This window comes from Bradyrhizobium sp. AZCC 1578, assembly GCF_036924675.1.
Lineage (GTDB): Bacteria > Pseudomonadota > Alphaproteobacteria > Rhizobiales > Xanthobacteraceae > Bradyrhizobium.
The window spans coordinates 2225844-2243842 of record NZ_JAZHRZ010000001.1 but is presented as its reverse complement, the minus strand read 5'-3'; the positions used below and the strand labels follow the sequence as shown (position 1 = coordinate 2243842).

General features: G+C 59.5%; 23 protein-coding genes and 1 tRNA gene. 7 read left to right on the top strand and 17 right to left on the bottom strand.

Annotated elements, in window-relative coordinates:
• Window positions 1–139: 139 nt before the first annotated feature.
• From V1290_RS10905 to V1290_RS10890, 4 genes are read right to left on the bottom strand one after another with little or no spacing between them, the layout of a single operon-like run.
• Window positions 140–721, bottom strand: a complete 582-nt coding sequence (locus V1290_RS10905) for an NUDIX domain-containing protein (protein WP_334364413.1) — start codon at window positions 719–721, stop codon at window positions 140–142.
• Window positions 722–735: 14 nt separating this feature from the next.
• Window positions 736–1173: a GNAT family acetyltransferase gene (locus V1290_RS10900; RefSeq protein WP_334368989.1), complete on the bottom strand. Its 438-nt coding sequence runs from the start codon at window positions 1171–1173 to the stop codon at window positions 736–738.
• A 20-nt stretch (window positions 1174–1193) separates the two neighbouring features.
• Window positions 1194–2621, bottom strand: coding sequence for an FAD-binding oxidoreductase (locus V1290_RS10895; RefSeq protein WP_334364412.1), 1428 nt, complete (start codon window positions 2619–2621; stop codon window positions 1194–1196).
• A gap of 11 nt (window positions 2622–2632) precedes the next feature.
• Window positions 2633–3625 (bottom strand): L-threonylcarbamoyladenylate synthase, encoded by a 993-nt coding sequence (locus V1290_RS10890; protein ID WP_334364411.1) that lies wholly within the window; start codon window positions 3623–3625, stop codon window positions 2633–2635.
• Window positions 3626–3694: 69 nt separating this feature from the next.
• On the opposite strand from V1290_RS10890, the gene V1290_RS10885 reads away from it, so the two are divergent.
• A tRNA-Pro gene (locus V1290_RS10885) sits at window positions 3695–3771 on the top strand.
• A gap of 8 nt (window positions 3772–3779) precedes the next feature.
• On the opposite strand, the gene V1290_RS10880 is transcribed toward V1290_RS10885, so the two are convergent.
• The 7 genes from V1290_RS10880 to V1290_RS10850 all read right to left on the bottom strand — a co-directional run bounded on the left by V1290_RS10880 (window position 3780) and on the right by V1290_RS10850 (window position 9041).
• Window positions 3780–5027 (bottom strand): tyrosine-type recombinase/integrase, encoded by a 1248-nt coding sequence (locus V1290_RS10880; protein ID WP_334364410.1) that lies wholly within the window; start codon window positions 5025–5027, stop codon window positions 3780–3782.
• Window positions 5028–5471: 444 nt separating this feature from the next.
• Window positions 5472–5837, bottom strand: a complete 366-nt coding sequence (locus tag V1290_RS10875) for a type II toxin-antitoxin system VapC family toxin (RefSeq protein WP_334364409.1) — start codon at window positions 5835–5837, stop codon at window positions 5472–5474.
• The gene (locus V1290_RS10870) at window positions 5831–6046 is read right to left on the bottom strand and encodes a CopG family transcriptional regulator (protein ID WP_334364408.1); all 216 of its coding nucleotides are present in this window, start codon (window positions 6044–6046) and stop codon (window positions 5831–5833) included. The genes V1290_RS10875 and V1290_RS10870 overlap by 7 nt, the downstream gene beginning before the upstream one ends.
• A gap of 590 nt (window positions 6047–6636) precedes the next feature.
• On the bottom strand, window positions 6637–7179 hold the full coding sequence (locus tag V1290_RS10865; protein WP_334364407.1) for a hypothetical protein: 543 nt from the start codon (window positions 7177–7179) through the stop codon (window positions 6637–6639).
• Window positions 7166–7342 (bottom strand): hypothetical protein, encoded by a 177-nt coding sequence (locus V1290_RS10860; RefSeq protein ID WP_334364406.1) that lies wholly within the window; start codon window positions 7340–7342, stop codon window positions 7166–7168. The genes V1290_RS10865 and V1290_RS10860 overlap by 14 nt, the downstream gene beginning before the upstream one ends.
• Before the next feature lie 132 nt (window positions 7343–7474).
• Entirely contained in the window at window positions 7475–7684 is a 210-nt protein-coding gene (locus V1290_RS10855; RefSeq protein ID WP_334364405.1) for an abortive infection family protein, read from the bottom strand.
• Between the two features lie 547 nt (window positions 7685–8231).
• Window positions 8232–9041: a restriction endonuclease gene (locus tag V1290_RS10850; RefSeq protein WP_334364404.1), complete on the bottom strand. Its 810-nt coding sequence runs from the start codon at window positions 9039–9041 to the stop codon at window positions 8232–8234.
• Between the two features lie 165 nt (window positions 9042–9206).
• Between V1290_RS10850 and V1290_RS10845 the strand changes: the two genes are divergently transcribed.
• Window positions 9207–9419, top strand: coding sequence for a hypothetical protein (locus V1290_RS10845; RefSeq protein ID WP_334364403.1), 213 nt, complete (start codon window positions 9207–9209; stop codon window positions 9417–9419).
• On the opposite strand, the gene V1290_RS10840 is transcribed toward V1290_RS10845, so the two are convergent.
• A complete protein-coding gene (locus tag V1290_RS10840) occupies window positions 9416–10234 on the bottom strand; it encodes a hypothetical protein (RefSeq protein WP_334364402.1) in 819 nt (272 codons plus the stop codon). The two genes, V1290_RS10845 and V1290_RS10840, sit on opposite strands and share 4 nt — an antisense overlap.
• Before the next feature lie 517 nt (window positions 10235–10751).
• On the opposite strand from V1290_RS10840, the gene V1290_RS10835 reads away from it, so the two are divergent.
• Together V1290_RS10835 and V1290_RS10830 are read left to right on the top strand one after the other, a co-directional pair.
• Complete coding sequence (locus tag V1290_RS10835) at window positions 10752–10997, top strand: hypothetical protein (protein ID WP_334364401.1); 246 nt, start codon at window positions 10752–10754, stop codon at window positions 10995–10997.
• A 141-nt stretch (window positions 10998–11138) separates the two neighbouring features.
• Window positions 11139–11738, top strand: a complete 600-nt coding sequence (locus tag V1290_RS10830) for a hypothetical protein (RefSeq protein WP_334364400.1) — start codon at window positions 11139–11141, stop codon at window positions 11736–11738.
• Between the two features lie 364 nt (window positions 11739–12102).
• On the opposite strand, the gene dinB is transcribed toward V1290_RS10830, so the two are convergent.
• From dinB to V1290_RS10805, 5 genes are all read right to left on the bottom strand, one after another.
• On the bottom strand, window positions 12103–13206 hold the full coding sequence (dinB, locus tag V1290_RS10825) for a DNA polymerase IV (protein WP_334364399.1): 1104 nt from the start codon (window positions 13204–13206) through the stop codon (window positions 12103–12105).
• Window positions 13207–13248: 42 nt separating this feature from the next.
• Window positions 13249–13524, bottom strand: a complete 276-nt coding sequence (locus V1290_RS10820) for a hypothetical protein (RefSeq protein ID WP_334364398.1) — start codon at window positions 13522–13524, stop codon at window positions 13249–13251.
• 126 nt (window positions 13525–13650) lie between these two features.
• On the bottom strand, window positions 13651–14379 hold the full coding sequence (locus tag V1290_RS10815; protein WP_334364397.1) for an SOS response-associated peptidase: 729 nt from the start codon (window positions 14377–14379) through the stop codon (window positions 13651–13653).
• Window positions 14380–14381: 2 nt separating this feature from the next.
• Window positions 14382–14831 (bottom strand): hypothetical protein, encoded by a 450-nt coding sequence (locus V1290_RS10810; protein WP_334364396.1) that lies wholly within the window; start codon window positions 14829–14831, stop codon window positions 14382–14384.
• Window positions 14832–14853: 22 nt separating this feature from the next.
• Complete coding sequence (locus tag V1290_RS10805; protein WP_334364395.1) at window positions 14854–15213, bottom strand: hypothetical protein; 360 nt, start codon at window positions 15211–15213, stop codon at window positions 14854–14856.
• Window positions 15214–15403: 190 nt separating this feature from the next.
• On the opposite strand from V1290_RS10805, the gene ku reads away from it, so the two are divergent.
• The 3 genes from ku (at window position 15404) to V1290_RS10790 (ending at window position 17989) form a co-directional block, all read left to right on the top strand.
• Window positions 15404–16366 carry a non-homologous end joining protein Ku gene (gene ku / locus V1290_RS10800; RefSeq protein ID WP_334364394.1) on the top strand — a complete coding sequence of 321 codons (963 nt, stop codon included), beginning with the start codon at window positions 15404–15406 and terminating at the stop codon, window positions 16364–16366.
• Window positions 16367–16449: 83 nt separating this feature from the next.
• Entirely contained in the window at window positions 16450–17355 is a 906-nt protein-coding gene (locus V1290_RS10795; RefSeq protein WP_334364393.1) for a ribonuclease Z, read from the top strand.
• A 22-nt stretch (window positions 17356–17377) separates the two neighbouring features.
• Window positions 17378–17989 carry a cell envelope biogenesis protein TolA gene (locus tag V1290_RS10790; RefSeq protein ID WP_334364392.1) on the top strand — a complete coding sequence of 204 codons (612 nt, stop codon included), beginning with the start codon at window positions 17378–17380 and terminating at the stop codon, window positions 17987–17989.
• Window positions 17990–17999: the final 10 nt, after the last annotated feature.

The following is a 17999-nucleotide window of genomic DNA, read 5'->3' as shown; positions in this document are numbered from 1 at the left end:
GTCGTCCCTGCGAACGCAGGGACCCATAACCACTGATCTTGATGTTGAACAACACTGGGAGCCACGTTCGCGTACCCACAACTAACATTTGGGGTTATGGGTCCCTGCGTTTGCAGGGACGACGAATCGACAGAGTGATCTACCGAAAAATACTCAGCGCTGCGTATTGCAACAGCATGATGGTCTTGGCGTCGACGATGCGGCCGTCCGATATCATCGCGAGTGCCTGGTCGATCGGCAATTCCAGCACCTCGATGTCCTCGCCTTCGTCGGCCAATCCACCGCCGTCGCCGACCCGCATCGCAGCTTCGTATTCGGCGACGAAGAAGTGCAGCTTCTCGGTGACGGAGCCCGGGCTCATGAAGGCCTCGAACACCTTGCGCACATCGTGCAATCGATAGCCGATTTCCTCTTCTGCCTCCGCACGAATCCGATTTTCGGGAGTCTCGTCGTCGAGCATGCCGGCGGCGGCTTCGATCATTAAATCGTCGTGACCGGCCCGATAGGGCGGCAGGCGGAACTGCCGCGTCAGCACGACGGTGCGGCTTGCGACATTGTACGCCAACAGCGCGGCGGCGTGACCGCGGTCGAAAACCTCCCGCTTCATCGTCTGCCATTCGCCGTTGCCGCGTCGATAGTCGAACTCGACTTCCTCCAACCGATAGTGCCGGTCGGAGAGCACGCGGACGTTCTTGACGCGGACACGATCTGCGAGGCTCATGGCAATCCTTCAGCTCACCGCGGCGGCGCGCGGCCATCGAGCCATTTGGCGAACACGACGGTCTGGGCCTCTTCGTAGCCGATCGACTCGTAGAATGCGGCGACGTCCAAGTTTTCGCGCCGAACCATCAATTGCAGTTTCGGAATGCCGGCTGCGCGCAGCCAGTCCTCGGCTGCATTCATGATGGCGCGGCCATAGCCTTGCGCGCGGAGCTTGGGATCGGCGGCAACGTAATACACCCAGCCGCGATGGCCGTCATGGCCGACCATCGCGGTCGCCACGATCGCGTCACCGTCGCGGCCGATCAGCACCGTGGAGTGCGGTCCGCGGCGAGCGAGCGCGATATCGCTGGCGGGGTCGTTCCAGGGCCGCGTCAGGCCGCAGGCCTGCCACAGCGCGATCACGGCCGCGACATCGGCATCCACGATGTCGGCGATGGCGAGCGCAGGCACGGGCTTTGTCGCTGATACGGTCACAACACCTTGCCCGGGTTCATGATGCCGAGCGGGTCGAGCATCGCCTTGATGCCGCGCATCAGTTCGATCGCGACCTTGTCCTTGACGTCGGGCAGTTCGTCGCGCTTGAGCACGCCGATGCCGTGCTCGGCGGAAATCGATCCGCCCATCCGCAACACGATTTCGAACACCACCTCGTTGACTTCATGCCAGCGCGACATGAAGTCGGCGGTGTCGCCGCCGATCGGCTGGCTGACATTGTAGTGGATGTTGCCGTCGCCGAGATGGCCGAACGGCACCGGCCGTGAGCCCGGAATGAGCTTCACCACCGCCGCATTGGCCTCCTCGATGAAGGCGGGCACCGCCGCGACCGGCACCGAGATGTCGTGCTTGATCGAGCCACCTTCCGGCTTCTGCGCCGCCGACATTTCATCGCGCAGTTTCCAGAACGCGGCGCGCTGCGAGAGATTCGCCGCGATCACGGCATCATCGACGATGCCTTCCTCCATGCCTTTGGCGAGGATCGCTTCCAGCGCGTCACGCGCGTCGTCGCGCGAGGACGACAATTCCATCAGCACGTACCAGGGATGCTTGGTCGAGAGCGGATCGCGGATGTCGATGCCGTGACGCAGGCTGAAATCGACGGCGATGTCGGCCAGCAATTCGAAGCTGGTCAGGCTGCCGGCGGCCTCATTCTGCGCGATCGATAACAGCTTCAATGCCTGCGCCGGCGATTGGAGGCCGATATAGGCGGTCTCCACCGCGTGCGGCTTCGGAAACAGCTTTAGCGTCGCCGCGGTGATGATGCCGAGCGTGCCCTCGGCGCCGATGAAGAGGTTGCGCAAATCGTAGCCGGTATTGTCCTTTTTCAGTTTGGACAATCCGTTCAGGATCCGGCCGTCGGCGAGGACGACTTCCAGCCCGAGCGCCATCTCGCGCGCCACGCCGTACGCGAGCGCCGCCGTGCCGCCGGCATTGGTGGAGAGATTGCCGCCGATGGTGCAGCTTCCTTCCGCACCGAGCGAGAGCGGGAACAGGCGATCGACTTCGGCCGCGCGAGCTTGCGCGATCTGCAGCACCACGCCGGCCTCGCACGTCATGGTGTTGGAGGCAGGATCGATCTCGCGAATTTTGTCCAGCCGCCGGAGCGAGACGACGACCTCGCCATTGTGCGGGGTCTGCCCGCCGACCAGCCCGGTGTTGCCACCCTGCGGCACCAGCGCGATTTTGTGTTCGCTGGCAAGCTTGCAGATCGCGGACACTTCTGCCGTCGAGCCCGGTCGCAGCACCAGCGGCGAGCGGCCGTGGAACAGGTCGCGTTCCTCGGTGACGTAGGGCGCAATATCGGCGGCATCGGTCACCGCATATTTGTCGCCGACGATGGCGCGAAACTTTGCGATCAGCTCGGCGGGAAGCGGTGGCACGGAACCCTGAACGATATTCATTTTCTTCTCTTTCATTCCCGCCCCACCGCTGCGCGGCGCAGCCGGTCGTTGATGGCTTCGCCCAATCCTTCGTCGGGGATTGGCATCACCGCGATGGTGCGCGCGCCTTTGCTGTCGAGCGCGCGAAGATGGCCGAACAAATTGGCGGCGGCCTCGTCGAGATCGCCGCGCTCCGACAGATTCATCACGTGAGAGGCGGCGTCAATTCCCGAAATTGCTCCGAGGCCAAACGCGAGCAATGCTTCGCCCGGCTCGAGCGCAACGGCATTGAGCCGCACGCGCGCGCGCGGCGCGTAGTGCGAGGCCAGCATGCCCGGCGCCAGCGGCTGGCCGCTTTCGCTCTCGGTGTCCGCCGGCGGCTGCACCAGCGCGCGGCCCAGCACGCGCTCGATCTCGGCGCGGGGCAGGCCGCCGGGGCGCAGCAGCATCGGCGCGTCAAGGCAGCCGACGATGGTCGATTCGACGCCAACCTCGACCGCGCCGGCATCGACGATCAGGTCGATCCGCCCCGCTAGGTCGCTCTGCACATGGGCTGCGGTCGTCGGCGAGACATGGCCCGAAATGTTCGCGGACGGTGCAACCACCGGGCCGCCGAACTCACGCAGGATGTCGCGAGCCACCGGATGGGCCGGAATGCGGACCGCGACCGTATCGAGGCCGGCCGTGGCGAGATCGGCGACTGCGCAACCTTCCGTCTTCGGCAGCACCAGCGTCAGCGGGCCGGGCCAGAACGCTTCGGCCAGCGCCGTCGCAGCCGCATCAAACCGGGCGATCTGCCGCGCGGCGGCGAGATCGCCGACATGGGCGATCAGCGGGTTGAAGGCGGGCCGGCCCTTGGCCTGGTAGAGGCGGGCGATCGCGGCCGGATTGGTGGCATCGGCGCCGAGGCCGTAGACCGTCTCGGTCGGGAACGCCACCAGCCCGCCTTTTGAAAGTGCGCGCGCGGCAGCCGCCACGGCGGCCTCGCCGGCAGGCAGAATCTGGGTTTTCAGGCCAACATTCACTGTGATTAATTTCCTTAATTCGGCTGCTTGCGGTCGCCGAAACCCAAGGCTATAAGCCGCGTTCCAAGTCGGAGTGTGGCTCAGCCCGGTAGAGCACTGCGTTCGGGACGCAGGGGTCGCAGGTTCGAATCCTGCCACTCCGACCATGATTTTCTTACGCTTTTCGTCTTCTTTCACGATAGGCGGCCAAGTCAACCCCGCGATCAACCCCAGATACGATGTTCTTGCTTGGTTTCGTCGTGATGGCAGCGGCTGCCTCGCGCAAGAATTCGGGGTGGTGGTGGCCGTAGGTATCGAGCAACACCTCGACCGACATCCCAAGAAAACCAGCCGATTTCCATGGATCTGCGCCACGCTGCATCAGCCAGGTCGCGGCCGTGTGCCTCAAGGTATGCGGAGTGACCTTGCCAGCTTCCGTGGATAGCTTGGCGAGTCCAACGGCGCTTCGGAACCCCGACTTGACGGATTTGACCGCCGCGCCGTTGAACTCGACAAAGTGCGAGTCGATGGCGCCCGTCCTGGCCCAGCGGCGCATGTGGGCGAGCAATCGGTCAGGAATTGGCGCTGGCGGTTGCCGCTTTTTGGTCGGACGCCGTCCCTGGGCGAGTCGATAAAAGATGCCGTTCTCAAGATCGACATACGATCGGCCCGTTTCACGGTAGGGCGACGCTGACGCGATAGCGCCAGCCCGGGTGCCGGTATAGAGGCCGATCAGAATAAAGCGCGCGATATGGCGAAGCGGGCGCTTGCCGGTTTCAATCTTTTGATTCTTGAGAGGTCCGCGATGCCGTGTCTGGACTTCGCGGTACCGCCAGCACGCCCATAACAATGCTGCCGCTTCGCTGCGACTCAGCCATCGATCACGACCTGGTCCTTTTGCAGGAAGCGCGACGCGAACCAACCCGCGGTGCAGACCTTCCCGCGCATGGTGATTGATGGCTGCACGCAGATCTTCCAGATCGCGACGGGCCCCTCCGGGCCGACCGCGGGCTTTCACATACTGCCCGCAAGTCTGCGCATTCACCTCAGCCAGCATCTTGCCGCCGAAGAAATCGTTCAGACGACCGATCCGGTCGGCGAACTCGGTTACTTCGGACTGCGGGGAGCCTCGTTCTATGTAAATCGCCTCGCGATGGGCGTGATAGATTGCAAGCACATCGGCGACATCGATGTCTTCAATGTCGCGAACGCGACGCGGGGGACGGTACTTCGAAGTGATATACCTTACGAGGGCGTCTTCGGCGGCCTTCGGCGGCTTTCGCTCAACCTCGCTCGCAAAGACTCCTGTGGCAACCTCGCGGTCTCCATCGCGGATGGTCCAGACGGCGTTGGCGATGAGACGTCCGTTTCTTCTCTTGGCCTTGCGTTTGTAGAGTCTCGGGCCTTTGCTGATACGCGGCATAGCTCCCTCATGCGCTCGATATGTGCCAGCGTCGTAAAATCCTTACCGGCGATGCGCTCGATGATGAGGCGACCGCGCAAAGCTTCCTTGCGAAGCCCAGAACTCGTCATCGACCCATCGGGAAATGCCAGCGAAGCTGCGGTGGACAGTCGAATTGGATCGTTGGGAGCAATTTCGCTTCGACGGTTTGTTGGTGCGCCCATGGTCGCAGACTCGCTGGATTTCGTCGACGTTGCGCAGCCAGTTGCGCATCCCAGCGATGTTGCCCGTCCTCGCGACCAAAGAAAACGACGCTCTCGGTGCAGATTGAGTAACCCGCGTCGCACGCCAGCGTATTCTTGCAAACCCGCGCGCAGAGAAACCTGAGTCAGCAAAGCGTGGCGAAGTAGAATTACTTGCGTGTTTCGCAGACACTCTCAACATTGGATATCTCGATCGCTATCTTCATAGCTTGTAAGGTGCGCGGACACCGGGATCGCCGTCCGGGAAATCCTTGATGTTGCGCGTGACGAGCAACATGCCATGCACCTGTGCTGTCGCCCAGATCACCGCATCTGGTAACTTGATCCGATGGCTTCGACGAAGATTGACGGCGCGTTCAGCGACCAGTTCATCGACTGCAACGACATTGAAGCCGCTCAGGAAGCTGCGCGTCGCGGCTTCCAGATCATGATCGGCGCCAACCATGACCTCCATCCATGTAATGATACTGATTGCTTTTTTCGTATAGCGCTGAAGTTCTGTGCGGGCTTCGGGAACAGCATTGAGGTAGTCGACCAGAATATTGGTGTCGAACAGTGCCTTCACCATTCGCGACGCACTTTCTCTTGATAGGCCAAGCCGTCCACCTTGCGTTTGCCCCAGAGGCCAAAGGCATCATCTTCTTGCTTGCTGTGCCGCTTCGCGAGATAGTCGTCGATCGCCTGACGAATGAGAGCCGCGCGCGACCGCTTGTCCTGCTTCGACAGTTCGTCCAGCGCTTGGATTTGGCCATCGCCGAGATCAACCAGCGTTCGCATGGTTAGGACTCCTGATATATGATATCAATATCATATATCAATTAGCCGAAAACGCCAGCCCAATCACGCTATCTGCGAAGGGCGATGGCTCATTTGGGCGAGGGCTCTACCGACAAAACAAATGTTCGGACTCATAACCTGAAGGTCATAGGTTCAAATCCTATCCCCGCAACCAAGTCTTAAACCCTTGAGAACGCATCGTTTTCGAGGGCTTTTTGCTGCTCCCTGCTCCCAATTTGGCTGGAAATTTCGCTCGTGGAAGCGCCGTGGAAGCGGCAGGACGAAAGTCGCAGCGCAAAATCGGCGAGGGCGGGCGGAGAGCGATGACTCAATTGTGATCGCAGGTCGACGGCGAGCGCCGCAACTCACGTCAGATCACGGCTCGCGTGGCGGTTCGATCTTTTTTGCTGCGCCGGCTTCGCTGCCTCACCGTTAAACTACGAATCTGGGGGTTAGGAGTTCGAATCTGTTCGGGCGCGCCAAAATCTCACCACTCCCCAATGAAGTTGGGCATCTGGTCTGAAGTCGGGACATTCTAACGTAGCAACTCCTCAGCGCCCGCAACGAACTGGAGACGAAAATCGTATCGGTCAGCCGCCGCGATATGGACGACGACGACATCCCCCTTCTAGGAGTTGGCGTCGATCCGACCTTTGTGTATCGCTGTCTTCGTGACGCGCTCGATAGTGCGGCTCGTTTTTTAAGAACGGCCGTTTATATCCGAGAAACTCGCCTTGCAGCGTCCAGCGGCCGTAGAACTTGTGCGGACCGTGCCAGCCGTTATTCAGCAAAGTGCCGAGCTTTTTGCCGTATGAGCTCATCACCTTCTGGTACCCCTGCCACAGGTCTGGGTAGAGATGCCTCTCATTAATCGTCGCTTGGACCGTCAGCGCGCATGGGTATCGAAACCACGAATCCAGTCCAGACTCGAACTCCTCCAGTATGCGAGTGTGCGCCTTGGGGTGCGGAATTTCCTTCGACAGCTTTTGGAGCGCCGTCAGCTTGTGCGACTTCAGGCTCTTGTAGAGCTGTCCGCCTGAGATCCAGTTCGGGTTCTCGTACACAAGGAAAGCTTTGATCGCATTTTCGATGGCGAACCCGCCCAACAGAAAGACCGATTTATCCACGCCCATGGTCTGTTGCAGAGATGTTGTTGGCGTTTGTCTTCGTCATGATGCCGGAGCTACGCCGACCCTTGTAGAGCGCCGTCGCCTGCTCATGCAGGTTGTCCGCCATCAGCAGCCAAGAGTGGGGATTCGCGTAATCTTCAACAAAGCGCCTGTTGTCGTCATTCATTATCCCCACCTCTTCATTTCCGCTTCAGTCGGTATGGTAGATTATCCCTAGGGGACGACTCAAACGGTCGAATACTGCGGGCGAAGCGGGGCTCGAGTTGTCCCTTCGTTTTTCTTCGCCATCGTTGTGCTCTTACGTGTTCCGGACGATCCAGGTGTCGAGGAACGTCGCCATCGCGCCGGCGAGGTTCACGGCAAGCTGCGCGGCATGACGCGCGGACGGCCGCACGGGCTTGCCGCCCTGACCGTGGGCGTCACCGATCTTGTTTCTCAGCGACCCCAAGCCTTCCACGACGCTCGTACGGAGCCGCTTGACTGCTCTCACTTCTTTGAACGGGGCCATTCGGGCACGAGATTTGACCCCGACAACTGCAATGCTCTGTGTCGCGCTCATCACACTGAATGGGAGAGACGTAAGAAGTATGAGTACGAGCAGTACATGATCCTGCGACTTGGCGCAGATCGCTTCGACGAACTGAAACGACGGCCTGGACGTTCAAGAACAGGACCGAAGCCGCCTTAGAGTTCATGCGGACGCCTCAGTGGGACGAGCAGTAGCTACTCATCATCGTCATGGGTGAGCAGACCGCCCGAGAAGCACTGCGTAATGAGGTTACCCGTGTTGCGCAGCGGCCAAATCATGGACATGAAGCCGCCGATGATCGAAACGCATGTGACCGCATACCAGCCTTCGGCGCGAATCTCAGTATCGCCGCGACGTAGAATCTAAGAGGTCAGTTTTCCTCATGCCAGCTCCTTCACCAGTAAAAACAAATGATGAGTGTGAATAAACTGCGTCGAAAACGAATCGAAGCTGACTGGAGGATTTGACCCGATTCTTTTCCCGCGCTCAAAGCCATTCTTCTGAGCCGCGTAAGCCTCTGTGTGAGCTACTTTTTCTTCGCAATATCGTTGAGCCATTGCCGGAGCTTCGTTCCGTTCATGAGCTCGATTCGATGCGGGACAGTCCGCGCTAACCGTGGGTCGTCAAGGAGCTTGGGCGCGAAGTCGGAAGTCGTCGTCAGTATGCCCTTTGAGGCGTTCGGGTCCACCGCGACTACACCCATCAACGCGTGTACTTCCTCTTTCGTGACCAGGTGGCCGGGCTTGTACGCCTTGACTGAGTCGAGAATCCTGATGCTGCCGACGCCCTTTCGGATAGCTATGATATCGCGGCCGTGATCACCGGATCGAGGAGTAAGAATCACCTCATCAAATCCCGACTTCACGAACGCGCCGGCGATTATTTCTTCCCAGACGCGCGGCGGGATTTCGTGGACATTTTTCCAGTCCTTCTTCTCAAGCTCCTCCAGGACCGTTGTCCAAACAAGGGAGGTTGCTTTTATGAGAACACCCTCAGCGACTTTCTTCTCCGGGACAATGACGCTCGATACGCTGAGATCGACCTTCCGCCGCATATCAAGGAGCGAGTTCAGGATCCTGTTGTAATTGAAAGTCGTGAGAATGTCGTGGTCAGTGATCGCGATGATCTGGCTCAACGACTTTTGGATCGCAGCCCATTGGGCAGGGTCTTGTTCTATATTGAGCTTTGGGATCTTAAGAGCAGCGTGATGCGGGACCTTGACGATCACCGTTGGAATATTGGCGGCTATCTTCGCCCAATCAGTTTGGATTGAATCCGAGAAGACGCGGAAGATCGTCTCGAACTTTTCTTCTGGCTTGTCTTCGTCGTCTGCCATTGTAGTCCCGCCCCGTGGTACAATCTAAGCGATATACCTTTGGACATTCAACATTTTCTATGACCGACCGCGAACCGATAGAAGTTGAGCGACAGGCACAGCCCTACTGCCGATGTGGCAGGCTGTGGTTGCCTAAGCGAGCAGGGACGTCGGAATGATACGTGAATGTCCCGGTTGCTCAGCGCCAGCGAGCTATTGCACCTGCGCGTGCGCGGGATGCGGTCAAGTGCACTGAGTAAATATCAAAACAAGGCACATGACGTTGACAGTGTCACGGCACTCGTGAAGCTCGGCTTGTTCACAGCACTCAGCGCCTATGGATCGCACTGGCTGTATTTGATCCTCAATTACTTTCGCAATTACCGCGACTGGCTCTAGTCTAAATCTATCTGCCTCGTCGGCGGATAAAGTGATGGCCGCGGCTTGATCTCGATAGACGCTTTGGTCTCCGGTTCTTCTTTTGGGACGTGCGTATACCTCTCATAGATGCGTCCAGGAATTGGCGCAATACGCGTCTCGCCAATGTGGTCGTCGTCCTGAGCGAGTTCAGCAATCATGTCGTTGTACTCTTCCTCTTCAGTACGCGGCCGCTGCAGCAAATGCGGAGAGCGGAATAGGTCGATCGGTTCCTTCGTGGGAGCGCCGTGAAAAGTTTCGAGGGATAGCGCCTTCAATAGGTGCCGCATTTCGTCTTCTGAGACTTCTCTCTGAATCTCGCCGAGCTTGGAGATTAACGCGTCTGTTTTCTCCCGAAACTGCTCCGCCGTCAGCAGGTGCTTCACATCATTGAGCTCAAGCACCATTTCAGCAACCTGCTTAAGCTTGCCGGTCGTTTTATGTCGCTTCTCAATTCGTCGGTCGTACGTCGTCCCCGGCACCTCGCCGTACTGCACCCGCTGCGCGACAGTCTGCATAAACCACGTCGTATTGGACCACGCGGTTCCAACTTGCTTACAAAAGCTGTCAAAGTCGGCTGTCAGACCATAGATAAGGATGAGAGTGTTCAAGGTCCTCCGGACCAGCACCTTTGCCTTCGTCGAGCCTTCGTCGACGATTACCTCGATAGTGCAGTCTTCGAGAAACCGGCGCGCTGCATCGAGCGCGTATTCATTCAGGGCCGCGCCAAAACGCTCTTGTTCCTCCCGGATGTTAGCTTCAGACCGCAGATGGATGTAGACTTCGGCGATAATCATTTTCGGCTTCTTCCCCAAAAGAAAGCACTCTACCCACGATTGGGGCGGGGCGCTATCCACACCCAGCTTCATCCCCAATTCAGGCGCGTGCTAGATTATGGATATGGCAACTGACACACAGTCCAATATTGCGTGCGGAGCGGAACGTCAGTTGCCAAACTGCCGCGCCGCACAGAGTATTCGACGCAGTAGCTCGCCCTTACCGGCGGGCTTTTTTGTTGTGCTTCGAGGTCGGTTTGGCGTAGCGAAGGGGCGAAGTATTGCGGCGTTGCACTATCAATGGTCAGAAAATAGCCCGCGCGGGATAACCGCATAATGTTCGCGGCGCTACTTCCAGCTCGATCTCAATCCCGGCTAGCGGCCGGCGCAGTGCCAGGCGAACATGGTGCAACTGCGATATCAAAATCATCACAGTGATGGCGTACGTCGACCCGCAGGGCACGAGAACGTCAGAACCAGACCATTGCTTTGGTCATTTCGGTCTGACGACAAAAACAGGCGTGATGAACGCTAGGAGGTGGACGGAATTTCCGCTGACCTTGCAAAAAATGACGACGGCCGCCCGATTAATTCAGGCACCCATTGCTCTCAAAGCCTCACCACAGGCTATGGCCCCGTCTCACCACGGGCACAAGATTATCAGCTAACCCGTATTCCAATGACCCAATTCCACGAGTTCAAAGAGAAGCAGTTCTCAGAAGCAGCCAAGTTCATCAACGGCTACCTTGACCCAATCGGCCTCGCTCCAAAGATGGTGTCCTAACAGACTAATTGCCTCCGGCCACCAACCGGTTATGCTCCCATTTTTTGGACATTTCGCATGGTATGGGGTCGTAAAAAATCGGCGGCGCCGCCTCCGCCACCAATGCCTTCGGAAGAGCCTCAGCGCTCACCGGACGAGTTCATGTCTGAAATGCTATCGGCTTACCAGACCCATTTTTATGAGGGCGCCCGCAAAGCACCAGACCCCAACGTCGAAGCGGCCAAGCAAACGGTGGCCCGCGCCAATAAGCTCATTGCTGATAGCCGTATCGGATATTCGGCCTGCACCCTTCTGGACCACGTCCGGCATTGGGATGCCTGGTCAAAGCGCGATGACTTCCAAAAATGGGTCGGCTTCCCGGCAACCGATGTAACCGGCACGCGGGACAAGGTGGAGAAAGATTACAACCGAACCACCATCGATTTCCGCTACCAGCGGGTCCCGTATTCGGTCATTTTCATCGAGAAAGGTATTTCTTCTTGGAACACCGATGACATGAACACCTACGCAACCCTCGAAATTGTCGCCTCGTATCAGACGGTGCTCGGGCTCGACATTTCGTCCGACATTTCCAAGCAAGTTGACCGCTGGCATTTTTACAATGTCTTTGCTTTCGCTCCCGGGGAGTGGATGAAACATATTGTGGAAATGGCAGCCTATATCGATGCGAGCCAATCCCAGCGGCTCAATCATTATGTGGACGAGGACGCGCTCCGCCGCGCCTCTCAGATCAAGTTGTGAGACACACAGGCCCTACAACGGCCTATCCATAGACCACTACTCTCCCTTTCTACTTTCCCTTTCTATATTCCGCGCTCCTCGCGCGCTGATTCTGCCTGGCTTTTCCGCCTCGTTTCGCCACGGCTTCCAGCCGCGACTTCCTATCGATAGCTTTGGACACAGACGTGTCCGCCGTCGGAACGACCATGCTTGCGCACGTGGGCACTGATGAAAGGGCCGACACCCCCCGGCGACTCTGGCATGCAGTTCCAACGGTTTGGAACCAAGATTAAAAGGAGTGGCTGTATCTTGAGACTAATCACGTCGGTTGACTGATGCCCATCGCGGTAGACTGGCTGGATGCATACCGCGTGCCCTATTCAGTTCAAATCCCGAAATCCAGTTGCGGCTCCGCGTCGTTCTCGCCTTGCAGGGAAGACAGCGACACTCCCAGGAGGCGCACCGCTTTTGGAACGGGCATGGAGTCTTCCAGCAGGCCGATCGCCAGACGCGCGAGATCGTCGCGGTTCGCGACAACCGCAGACACGGACCGGCTGCGCGTGATGATCTCGAAGTCGGAGAACTTCACTTTAAGTGTCACCGTTCTCCCCCGAGTGCCTGCTGACTCGCAATGTCCCCAGACCTTCTCTATCAGCGGCTGGAGCTCGGCAAGCATGGCGTCGAATTCCGTGAGATCGGTGGAGAAGGTGTTCTCGGCGCCGACCGATTTGCGGATACGATTGGCCCGCACGGGGCGCTCGTCGATGCCGCGTGAAATCCAGTAGTAATAGGTGCCGGACTTGCCGAAGTTCTCCTGCAGAAACGCGAGGGACTGGTTGCGAATGTCGAGGCCGGTCCAGATCCCGAAGGCGTTGAATTTGGCGGCGGTTGCCGGTCCGATGCCATGAAACTTCCCGACTGGCAGCGTCTCGACGAAAGTCGGTCCCATCTCCGGCGAGATGACGTACTGCCCATTGGGTTTGCGGTGATCGGAGGCGAGCTTGGCCAGGAACCTGTTATAGGAGATGCCCGCTGAGGCACTCAGGCCTGTTTCAGCCTTGATCTTCTCTCGGATCCGCAGCGCGATGTCTCTGGCAAGCAGGATGCCTTGCAGGTTTTCGGTGACATCGAGGTAGGCCTCGTCGAGCGAAAGCGGCTCGATAATCGGCGTGTGCTCGGCGAAGATCTCGCGAATCTGTCGGCTGATCGCCTTGTAGATTTCGAAGCGTGGCTTGACGAAGACCAGTTCCGGACATTGCCGCTTCGCGGTGACCGACGGCATGGCCGAGCGAACGCCGTACTGGCGGGCTTCATAGCTGGCGGCGGCGACGACGCCGCGCTCGGCCGAACCGCCCACTGCCACCGGCTTGCCGCGCAAGTCCGGATTATCGCGCTGTTCGACCGACGCGTAGAAGGCATCCATGTCGATATGGATGATCTTGCGCTGAGGCGCGGTCGAAACGCTGTGTTCCGGATCGGGAGGGACCATGGGCGGATTGTACAGGGGACCCCAAGGCAAGTCGTGGCCAAGTCAGCCCCAATAGTCCGCCGAAGGGCATTCAGGGCAGGTATCGCCGATCGAGTCCAGTACCTCGGCGATCGCGATGGCAGCCACTTGCGATGAAACCCCGGCTGGCGGATCCGTCCGAGCGATCTGGAATGCGCGGTCGCGGGCATGCGGATCGGCGCGGTCCTGCATCCACCCATGCTCCTCGCATTCGCGAATGGCGCCGGCCTCGCTGAGCACCGAAATCGCCCAGCCACGGAGCGTCCGGATCGCCGGTTGCTTCTCCTTCGTCATCAGCATTCGAAATCGCTCCTACGGGGCGAATCGTCACGCCTCGCCGTCTGTTCCGGGCTGCTAACACAGGTCAGGGATTCCGAATTGCATGGCCTATTGCTTTTCCACGTGTTCTGTCCGTCTGTGCAAATGTCAGGCGGCCAGCACAGGATCTTCCTTTTCGCCGGTCGCAACGATCTTCAGCGCCCCATCTGGCAACGGCCGTTGGAGCGCCTTGGCCTCGTCCCAGGGGGCGCGCAGCCAGACATCGTACTCTTCGGTTGTCGTCAGGACCACCGGCATCGCCTTCGGATGGACGCGTTCGACCTCGGCGTTCGGCTTGCAGGTCAGGAAGGCATAGATGTCGATCGTGACTTCACCTTCCTTCGCCTTCCGGACGCTGGTCCAGTTCGTCCAGAGGCCGGCGAATGCCAGCAGTGGCCGGCTATCGTCCGGAGCGAACCATACCGGGACCTTCTTGCCATCGATCGTGTCGTATTCGCTAAACGACGTGAAGGGGACCAGGCAACGGTGCTCGGTCCCGAGCCACTGCTTCCAATGTGCGCTGCCCACATTTCGGATGTTGGTGGTGCCACCGTCGGGCTCCATCCGAAGCAATTCCTTGAAATCGACTGGCTTGCCCTTAGCCTCGAGCTTCTGGGCTCGCTTCTTGGTGGCGTCTAGGATCGCCTCCTGGGAGGACGGCATGCCCCATCGAGCCATGACGATCTCACGACCGTGGGGCGCGTTACGAACGATCGGCGCTGGGTAGTCCGGAAAGATGCCGGGCATTGAAGGCAGGTTGCCAACGCGACTGTTGAGTGCGCTGAACAGGCGACGGATCGCGTCAACGTTCTTGGTCATCGAATAGAGATTGCACACGGTCAGTCCTCCGGAGGCACGTTGCGCGGCCGCTGACTTAGTTGCAGCAGCGTCGCCGAGGGGTGCCGGCCCGCCTTAGCGCATTTCTGGCAGCGCAGCCTGCCGGCGAGATCATGAACGAAGGTTGTCCGTGGATGGGGCAGGGCAGCGAGATCGATCTGGCTCGGCGCCTTGCAGCGCGAGCACTCGATCTGAAGCCAAGGACAGCCGCCGTTTATCGCTTGGTCGACGGTCGGAGACGGATCGATCGGTTCTCCGTCCGCCCACATCCGCTCGTTCCAGCTTTCAGCCAGGAGCCGATCGGCCTGGCGGATCAGTGCGTCCCCCTTGGCGCGCAGCTCGTCCGACTGCGCGGCCAAAATGCCTGTCATCGCCCGCGCCTCGCCGAGCTCCCTCTTCAAGGCCTTACGGTCTCCGCCAGACAGAGGCGTCGGGCGATGTTTAGGGGCCATCCGGAACGACGCCGAGCTATGATCAGATGGGTTCGAAGGCCGACCAGCAGCCGTCTTCCTCATGGCGGCCAGTCCGGTTCTGGCAGGTGTTATTTAGCAGTCGCTGACCGACCTCCCTCCAGCTGGCTTGCTGCCCGTACAGACGGATGGCGTCGGCCTTCTGGATCTCGACAATGCGCTCGCACCTGCGACAGGACACTCGCAGGACATGCTGCGCGATTTCGGAGAGGCGCTGCCCTGCGCTCGATCGTTCCGAAGATCTGGTCTCGACTTGGGCATCGTTCAGGACGGCATGCCAATGTTCGTCCGGCATCTCGTCCTGCGGATCGAGAGAGGGCGTCACCACCGTCTTTCTGCCGATCGAGGCGGCAAGCTTTTCCATTTGTTTCGGGGTAGGCATCCGCCAACTCGCGGGTCGATCGCTCATGGCATAACTAGAACATATCAGGAACAAATGTCGAGTCCGACCAACGGCGGATGGGAATGATTTTTTCTGGTTGCGATGGGGCGTATCCAAATTGAGAGTCGCAAAACAGGGCGGGGAGTGTCGAAACCAGCCCCTTTCGATCGTCTTGAATCCGAGCCGCTCGAAAACGGAGTACTGCGTACATGGCCCCCGCGCCAACTGGAAAGGCTTTCTTCGTCTGTCCCTCGTCACGTGCCCGGTCGCGCTGTATCCAGCCACCTCCGAGTCCGAGAAAATCTCGTTCAACCAACTCAATCGGCAGACCGGCCACCGCATCAAATACCTCAAGGTCGACGCGGACACCGGTGACGAGGTGCCGAACGAGGACATCGTCAAGGGCTACATGCTCGAGAAAGACCAGTTCATCGAGGTGACCAAGGAAGAGCTCGAAGAGATCGCGCTGGAGTCCACGCGTACCATCGAGATTGACGAGTTCGTCGACAAGTCCGAGATCGATCCACGTTACCTGATCCGTCCCTACTACCTGCGTCCGGATGGAAAGGTCGGTCACGACGCCTTCGCGGTCATCCGAGAGACCATCCGCGAAATGAACAAGGTCGCGATCGGCCGTGTGGTGTTGACCAATCGCGAGCATATCATCGCGCTTGAGCCGCTGGACAAAGGGTTGGTCGGGACGCTCCTGCGGTACCCCTACGAAGTGCGCTCCGAACAGGAGTATTTCGACGATATCCAGAACGTTAAAATTACGAAGGACATGTTGGATCTCGCCAAGCATATCGTGAACCAAAAGTCCGGACGCTTCGAGCCGGAGAAATTTGAGGATCAGTACGAAACGGCCCTGATCGACCTCATCAACCAGAAGCGTGCCGGCAAGCCGATCACGCCGAAGGAGCGACCACGTGGTGAGAACGTGGTCGATCTGATGGAGGCATTGCGACGAAGCGTCGGCGGGGCTGCGGCCGAAACGAAGGCCGCGAAGAAGCCGGTGAAAAAGCCGCGCAAGGCGGCAGCCGGACAGAAGGAAATGCTGATGCCGATCGCTGGCAAAAAGCCGAAGGAAGCGGCGGCGAAGAAGCCGGCAGCCAGGCCGCAGCGCAAGTCCGCCTGATTGGATCCCGTGTCACCGGAGAAAACCAGGGATGTGAGCGTTCTCGACTATCAATACCGGTCAGAGAGGGAAGCCGGCCTACGATGTTCGCGCTCACATTCCTAGGGACATCGGCAAGCGTTCCGTCGGCTGAACGGAATCATCCCGGTCTCCTCGTCGAGGCCGGAAGTCACCGCATTCTGGTGGATTGCGGAGAGGGGACGCAGCGTCAGCTGCTGCGCAGCGGCGCGGGCTTTCGAAGGCTCGATCGGCTCTTGTTGACCCACGGCCATTTCGACCACGTGCTTGGCATTCCCGGTCTCTTTTCGACCCTGCGGTTGCGACAGAGCACTGACGCCATGACGATACACGCAAGCCCGGCCACACTCGAAGTCGTCGTCGGGATGCTCGCCGGCCTTTGGGGCGAGGGAAGGGCACCCATTCCACTCGAGTTTGTTCCGATGACGGCAGGTCAGGTCATTGACGGAGGCGAGTTCACAATTGCCTGCTTCCCGGTCCGCCACCGCGATACCGACAGTTTCGGCTTCTCGTTTGAAAGTCGGGCTCGCCGTCATCTTCGGCCGGACCGCCTCGCCGCCCTCGGTGTGCCCGATGGTGCGGTGCGCAAGGAGCTGGCGGAGGGAAGACCGGCGACACTCGCGGATGGTAGGACAATTGATCCCGAAGGCGTCCTCGGTCCGCCAGAGCGGCGCAGGAAGCTCGTCATCGTGGGCGATGCCGAAACCACCGAGGGACTGGCCGAACCGGTTCGCGGCGCGGACGTGCTGGTGATCGAGGCCACGTTTCTGGACCGCGACGCGGCGATTGCGCGCGACTACGGACATCTCACCGCGGGTGAAGCGGCCGCGCTTGCCGCTATGTGCGACGTCAAGCAGCTCGTCCTGACTCACATTTCCGGCCGTTATACCGATGAGGAGCTTCTGGCGGAGGCGAAGAAGACGTTTCCAAACAGCCGGATTGCCATGGATTTCGATCATATCGTGATCTAAGCGGCCGCTGCGGAGTACATGCATGGCGAAAAAGCTGAAGACCTACGAGACATCATTAGGCTTTTTCGATTTAGCGATAGCAGCGCCTTCGATGAAGGCGGCTTTGGAAGCCTGGGGTGCGGACAGCAATCTTTTTCATCAGGGTGTGGCGAAGCAAAGTGAGGATCCCGACGTTATCGCAGCAACCATGGCGGCGCCGGGCGTCGTCCTGAAACGCGCCGTCGGGTCGGGCGGGCCCTTCAAGGAGCACGCCGAACTGCCTACCGATCTCGCCGGCGACCGCGGCTCGAAGACTCGCAAGTCGCAGGGCCGCAGCGCACAGAAGCCCCCGAAGGCAGGCAACGACCAGGCGGCCGATCGGAAGGCCGCACTTGCTTTCGAGAAGGAGCACAATCGCCGCGAGCGAGAACGCGCGAAGGAAGAAGCCGCCCGGGAGAAGGAGCGCGAGCGACGGCAGCATGCCATCGACAAGGCACAAGGCACGTTGGATGCAGCCCGTCGGAAGCACGAAGAGAAATCAGCAGGCATTCGAGCCGAGCTAGAGGCTCTCGAGGACGAGTCGCGAGCCGAAGAGGCGCGTTGGGAGAAGGAGAGGACGCGACTGGAAGCTGCGTTGCGACGGGCGCGAGGGTAAGCAGCCACTA